At 61.8% G+C, this 610-nt stretch carries 2 protein-coding genes; both read left to right on the top strand.

Annotated elements, in window-relative coordinates:
- Positions 1-376, top strand: a 376-nt coding sequence (locus Xmir_RS22280) for a tyrosine-type recombinase/integrase (protein ID WP_145956966.1), incomplete at its 5' end; no start/stop codon positions are given.
- Positions 373-597 carry a hypothetical protein gene (locus Xmir_RS27760; protein WP_099116118.1) on the top strand — a complete coding sequence of 75 codons (225 nt, stop codon included), beginning with the start codon at positions 373-375 and terminating at the stop codon, positions 595-597. The genes Xmir_RS22280 and Xmir_RS27760, both read left to right, overlap by 4 nt.
- The last annotated feature ends 13 nt before the right edge of the window (positions 598-610 follow it).

The raw sequence follows: 610 nt of genomic DNA, 5'->3' as shown, positions 1-610 counted from the left end.
GGGACGCGGCCTGTCGTGTGATTACTTAAGCCAGCTGGTCGGCAAGACTATCCGTGAACAGGCGCAGCTCGACAAACCCGGTGCCTGTCACCTGTTCCGCCATTCGATGGCGACCCAAATGCTGGACAACGGGGCCGACACCCGGCACATCCAGGCGATACTGGGGCATGAACGGCTGGAGACCACGCAAATTTATACGCGGGTCGCTATCGGGCACTTAAAGACCGTGCACCAGCAGACGCACCCGGCCGAGCAGGCAGACAATCCGGCAAACGGCAATGTCAGTGCAGCAAAGAGCCGCTCAGGCCGTGCCCGCGGAGAATCGGATGGCGAACCGACACCCCGGCGCCCCGGACAGCCCGATAATCCCCGTTGAGTTGGGCAGGGTTCGGAGAAGGGGCAGACCGTGCCGGACTGCCCGTCAGCCCCGGTGTCTGCGGGGGTAAATGGGCAATGGCCGGCCTGTCCATCGGTGTCCCCAATCAGTCAGTGCCGGCCGTCCAAAGCCCATTCAACATAATGTGGGGGAATTATACGCCACTCACCGGGCGGCTCCGCTGCCCGAATCAACCCCGTACAGCGGTTCGCAGCGTATAATTAACATTATGTC

It is taken from the genome of Xenorhabdus miraniensis, assembly GCF_002632615.1.
This window is presented reverse-complemented; position numbering and strand designations above follow the sequence as displayed.